4 protein-coding genes are annotated in these 5160 nt (G+C 73.3%); 2 read left to right on the top strand and 2 right to left on the bottom strand.

Going from position 1 to position 5160, the window contains the following annotated elements; genetic code table 11:
• Positions 1–172 precede the first annotated feature (172 nt).
• Entirely contained in the window at positions 173–1165 is a 993-nt protein-coding gene (locus D7V97_RS39665; protein ID WP_120615767.1) for a PEGA domain-containing protein, read from the top strand.
• Between the two features lie 40 nt (positions 1166–1205).
• Here the strand turns inward: D7V97_RS39665 and D7V97_RS39660 are convergent, their stop codons facing one another.
• A complete protein-coding gene (locus D7V97_RS39660) occupies positions 1206–1805 on the bottom strand; it encodes a hypothetical protein (RefSeq protein ID WP_233583531.1) in 600 nt (199 codons plus the stop codon).
• Between the two features lie 51 nt (positions 1806–1856).
• Between D7V97_RS39660 and D7V97_RS39655 the strand changes: the two genes are divergently transcribed.
• A complete protein-coding gene (locus D7V97_RS39655) occupies positions 1857–3692 on the top strand; it encodes a M1 family aminopeptidase (RefSeq protein ID WP_120615765.1) in 1836 nt (611 codons plus the stop codon).
• 18 nt (positions 3693–3710) lie between these two features.
• Here D7V97_RS39655 and ftsY read toward each other — a convergent pair.
• A partial coding sequence (gene ftsY / locus D7V97_RS39650; RefSeq protein ID WP_233583530.1) for a signal recognition particle-docking protein FtsY occupies positions 3711–5160 on the bottom strand: 1450 nt, incomplete at its 5' end.

The following is a 5160-nucleotide window of genomic DNA, read 5'->3' as shown; positions in this document are numbered from 1 at the left end:
GTCTCCACCCGGGGAGGGGCCTTGGCCGGACACGCCACGAGGGAGAGGACACAGAGGCCGAGGGGGAGGGTGACGAGGGCGCGGTGCATGGGGCGCGGATATTCTCCCAACCGACGACCGGGTGGGACGGTGTTTGCTTCCCCTGGGATGACTCTCTAACCTTCGGAACGACATGAGCCTTCGCCGCTTCGCCGTCCTGTCGCTGGTCGCCGCCCTGGCGCTTCCGTCCGGGGCCTTCGCCCAGGACGACGATGATCTCCTCGCACCTGAAAAGCCCGTGAAGTCCAAGGCGAAGGCCAAGCCGGCCAAACCGAAGACGACCACGCCGACCACGAAGCGAAAGCCCGCGCCCAAGAAGGAGCGGCTGGGCACGCGCAAGGGCAAGCCGGGCAAGACGCCCGCCGTCACCTCCGAGCCCGCGAAGTCCGTCCTGGCCCTCAAGCTGGGCAGCAACGCGCGCGGTGCGAAGGTCACCGTGGACGACCAGGAGGTGAACCCCCAGACGCCGCTGGAGCTGGCGCCGGGCGAGCACACCGTCGTGGCGCGCAGGGCGGGCTACTCGGACTTCACCCAGCGCGTCCTGGTGGCGCCGGGCGAGACGACGGACGTGACGGTGTCCCTGGAGGCGGCGACGGGCTTCGCCACCGTGACGTCGGACGTGGCGCGCGCCACGGTGCTGGTGGACGGGGTGCGCATGGGCGTCACGCCCATCGACAACATGCCCATCAAGCCCGGGCAGCACGAAATCGAGCTCCGGGCCCCGGGGCTCAAGGACGTGAAGAACATCATCGTGCGCGCCGGTCAGCTCTACGTCGTCGAGGGCCGCCTGCGCCCCGCGGCGGTGGCCTCGGCGGAGTCGGACGTGCCGCGCACGACGGTGCTGGAGCCCAAGACGCCCACCGAACCGGTGGAGTCGCCGGGGCTGGCGCTGGGCACCGAGCAGCCGCCGGAGGTGAAGGAGAGCACGAGCAAGGCGTGGTACCAGCGCTGGTACGTCTGGGCGGGCGTGGGCGTGGTGGCCGCCGCCGCGGGCGTGGGCGCCTATGCCGTGACCCAGGGCCCGGCGAAGCTCGACGCGAACAGCGACGTCTGCGGCGGCAAGTGCGACGCCGTCATCGGCGCGGGCATGCGCACGGGGACCCCCGCGGGCGCCCTGCGCTTCTGACGTCCCGGCTTGCTTGAAGCTTGAGGCCGCGCGGGGCCGCCTACTGGCCCCGCAGGTCGTCCTCGCCACGGCGCGCGCCCGGCTCCAGGCGCAGGAACAGCTCCGTCACCCGGCCCACGCCCCAGAAGTCCAGCGCGGTGGCGCGGAGGCGGAAGGGCTCCGACTCCGGCAGCAGGCCGGTGATGTCCACCTCGTTGGGCTCGAAGGTGAAGGCGCGCCGGCCCAGGTTGTCCACCTGCTCGTTGCCGATGAAGACGCTGTCGGTGAAGCCCACCGCGGCGCGGCGCGACACCCGCCCCTTCGCGTCCAGCACCTCCAGCAGCAGGAAGTTGTCCACGGCGAAGCCCTGGGTGCACCCGGCGTCTCCGCACAGGCGGGCCTGCGCGCCGTCCAACCGCAGCGGCTCCGTCTCCGCGGTGGCGACGATGTGGGGCGTGCGGTCGCCCTCGCGCGTGTCCACGTCCACGTCCTCGCGCCGCTTCTCCAGGCGCGCCGTCTCCCGCTCGGGGGTGTTGGGCAGCAGGCGGACCGAGCGGGGCTGGGGAGGCGCCGCGACGGTGGGCGGTGGCGCCTGCCGGGCAGCACAGGCGGTCAGGAATCCGACAGCGGCGGTGAGGGTCAACGTTCGTGGACGGAGCACCCGGAGGCTTGTAGCGAGCGGCCCTGGAGCGGGTCAATTAGCATGCCCCCCATGCGGACCCTCCCCGGATGGTGGCTGCTGTGCGTGCTCGTCGCAGGCCCTGCCGCCGCGGCCCCTCCCCGTGCGCCCGGCCCGGCGAACCCGGCTCCGAGCTTGTCGCCGAGCCTCACTCCAGAGGTCCAGCTCTGCCTCCAGCATCTGAAGCCCGCGGAGCGGGACCGGGCCGCGCGGGCGCTGGGGCCGCTGGACTCCCTGCCGCGCTACCGCGTGCAACTGGAGGTGGAGCCGAAGGAGCGGCGCGTCTGGGGCAAGGTGCAGGTGGAGCTGGTGGCGAAGGGCCCCCAGCCCCTCACGGAGCTGTACCTGCGGCTGACGCCCAACGCCCGCTCGCGGCAGGTGACGCTCTCCGGGGCGAAGCTCAACGGGAAGGCCGTGGTGCTGGAGCCGGGGCCGGAGCCCACGTTGCAGCGCGTGGCGGTGGATCCGCCGGTCCCCCCGGGCGGCGCGGTGTCGCTGGAGGTCGCGGTGAAGGGCACGGTGCCCCGGGCGGCGCCGGGCGCGGAGTCGCTGATGGGCGGCGCGGGCAGCCTCCTGGGCGGTGGCGCCGCGAAGGGCGGCGCGGAGGACCACGGGGCCTTCTCCGCCACGGCGGACGTGGTGAGCCTGGTGGGCGTGGTGCCGCAGGTGCCGCCGCTGGATGACCGGGGCCAGCCGTGGGACGGCCCGCAGGGGATGGGGGACCTGGCGCTGTACGAACCCGCGCACGTGCTGGCCACGCTCACCGTGCCCGCGGGCTGGGCCGCGCACGCCACCGGGACGCCCCTGGGCGAGGTGCCCGAGCGTGACGGCCGCGTGCGCTACAGCTTCGCGGCCGCGGCGGTGCGCGACTTCCCGGTGCTGGTGACGCGCGGCTACCAGTCCGCCACCGCCACGGTGAACGGCGTCACGGTGGAGAGCCACTTCGCGCCCCAGGACGCGGCGGCCGGCAAGCGCGTGCTCAAGTACGCGTCGCAGGCGCTGGCGGAGTTCGAGCAGCGCCTGGGTCCGCTGCCCTACACCCACTTCCGCGTGGTGCAGGCGCCGCTGAGCGGGGGCGCGGGCGGCATGGAGTTCCCGGGGCTCGTCACGGTGGCCACGTCGCTCTACCGCGCCGGGGCGGATCCGTCGCAGGTGCTCGCGGGCATGCCCGGCATGGAGGCGCTGCAGGAGTTCCTGGGCGCGCAGGGCGCGGGGCTGATGGCGCAGGTGGGCGCGTCGCTGGAGCGCACGCTGGAGTTCACCGTGGCGCACGAGGTGGCGCACCAGTACTTCGCGGGGCTCGTGGGCTCGGACCCCATCCATGATCCGGTGGTGGACGAGTCGCTGGCCCAGTACGCCGCGCTCTTCTACATGGAGTTCACCCACGGCGTGGAGACCGCCGCGGCGCTCAAGCAGGAGGCCTTCGTGATGCCCTACCAGTTCTTCCGCATGTCGGGAGGACAGGACGGGAGGGCGGACCGGCCCGTGGGCGACTTCACGGGCGGCGCGCTGGAGTACGGGGCGCTCGTGTACGGCAAGGCGCCGCTGCTGCACCACGCGTCGCGCCGGCTCATCGGGGACGAGGCCTTCTTCAAGGCCCTGCGCGCGTACGTGGACACGTACCGCTTCAAGTGGGCGTGCCGGACGTGCTTCACGCAGGAGCTGGCGAAGGCGAGCCCGACGAACGCGAAGGCGCTGGGGAAGCTGCGCGCGCGCTGGTGGGAGGAGGCCCACGGCGACGATGACCTGGGCGCGGGCGACCTGCAGAGCCTGATGGGCGCCATGGGCGGCGGCCTGGGCGACGTGAAGCTGGACGCCCAGACGCAGCAGCTCCTGGAGGAGCTCCTGCCCCAGCTCATGGGGCAGTGACGGGCCCGCGAGTCGCGGTCAGTCGAACAGGGCCTGCACGAACTCGCGCGGCTCGAAGCGGCGCAGGTCGGCGATCTTCTCGCCCACGCCCACCCAGACCACCGGCAGCTTCAGCTCGTCGCAGATGCCGATGATGACGCCGCCCTTGGCGGTGCCATCCAGCTTGGTGAGCGCGATGGCGGAGACGCCCACGGCCTCGTGGAACTGCTTGGCCTGCATGATGGCGTTCTGCCCGTTGGTGGCGTCCAGCACGAGCAGCACCTCATGGGGCGCGCCGGGCAGCGCCTTGTCCATCACGCGCTTGACCTTCTTGAGCTCCTCCATGAGGGGCGCCTTGGTGTGGAGCCGGCCCGCGGTGTCCGCGATGATGACGCTGGCCCCTTCCGCCTGGGCCTTCTTCACCGCCTCGAAGACGACCGCGCCCGGGTCGCCGCCGTCGGTGCCCTTCACCAGCTGCGCTCCGGCGCGCTCGGCCCAGACGTCCAGCTGTTCGGTGGCGGCGGCGCGGAAGGTGTCGCCCGCGGCGAGCACCACCTTCTTGCCCTGGCCGGTGAGCTGCGCGGCCAGCTTGCCGATGGTCGTCGTCTTCCCGGCTCCGTTGACGCCCACCACCATCACCACGTGCGGCGGGCCTCCGCCCTCCAGCGAGCGCGGCACCGGCAGGTCCACCATCCGCGCGACCTCCTCGCGGATGACGCCCTTGATGCGCTCCGGGTCGCTCAGCTCCTTGCGCTTCAACTTCTCGCGCGCCACCTCCACCAGGTGGTTGGCGGTCTTCACGCCGATGTCGGCGGTGAAGAGGATCTCCTCCAGCTCCGCGAGCACGGACTCGTCCACCGCGCGCTGCTGGCCGAACAGGCCGTTGAGCTTCGCCATGAAGCCCTGGCTCTTCGTGCGGTCCAGGCCCTGCGCCAGCGTGCGGCCACCCTCCGCTTCCACCTTGGCGCGCGCGGCGGCGGCCTCGGCCTGACGGGCGGCCTCCGCCCGGGCCTCCTCCAGGGCGCGTGCTTCGTCGCGCAGGCGAACGGCTTCGGCCTGCTCCCGCTTGCGGCGCTCGCGCGTCTCGTCGTCGACGGCCTTCTTGGCGCGGTACTCGACGCGCTTGGCCTCCTCCTCGCGCTCCTTGAGGGCGCGCAGCTCCGACTCCAGGCGGGTGCGCTCGGCGCTGTCCTTCGCGGCGCGGGCGGCGAACGAGGCCTGCTCGCGCTGGCGGCGGAGCTCCTCGGTGCGGGCGTGGGCGTCGTCCGCCTCGCGGCGCAGGGCCAGCTCCGTGTCGGAGGGCGGCAGCTCCACGCGCAGCTCGGGGCGCTCGGCGGGAAGCTGGGGCGCCTCGGCCGGGGCCTTGCGGGGGGCTTCCGGGAGGCGCTTGCGGCCGAACAGCTTCCGGGCCGCCAGGACCATCAGGAGGACGAAGACGGCCGCGCCGCCAATGCCCACCACGTCCCCGGGAGTGAGGCCGGTGTCCGAC

The organism is Corallococcus sp. CA053C, from assembly GCF_003611675.1.
Lineage (GTDB): Bacteria > Myxococcota > Myxococcia > Myxococcales > Myxococcaceae > Corallococcus.
The sequence above is the reverse complement of the archived record's forward strand: the minus strand, read 5'-3'. Positions and strand labels throughout refer to the sequence as shown.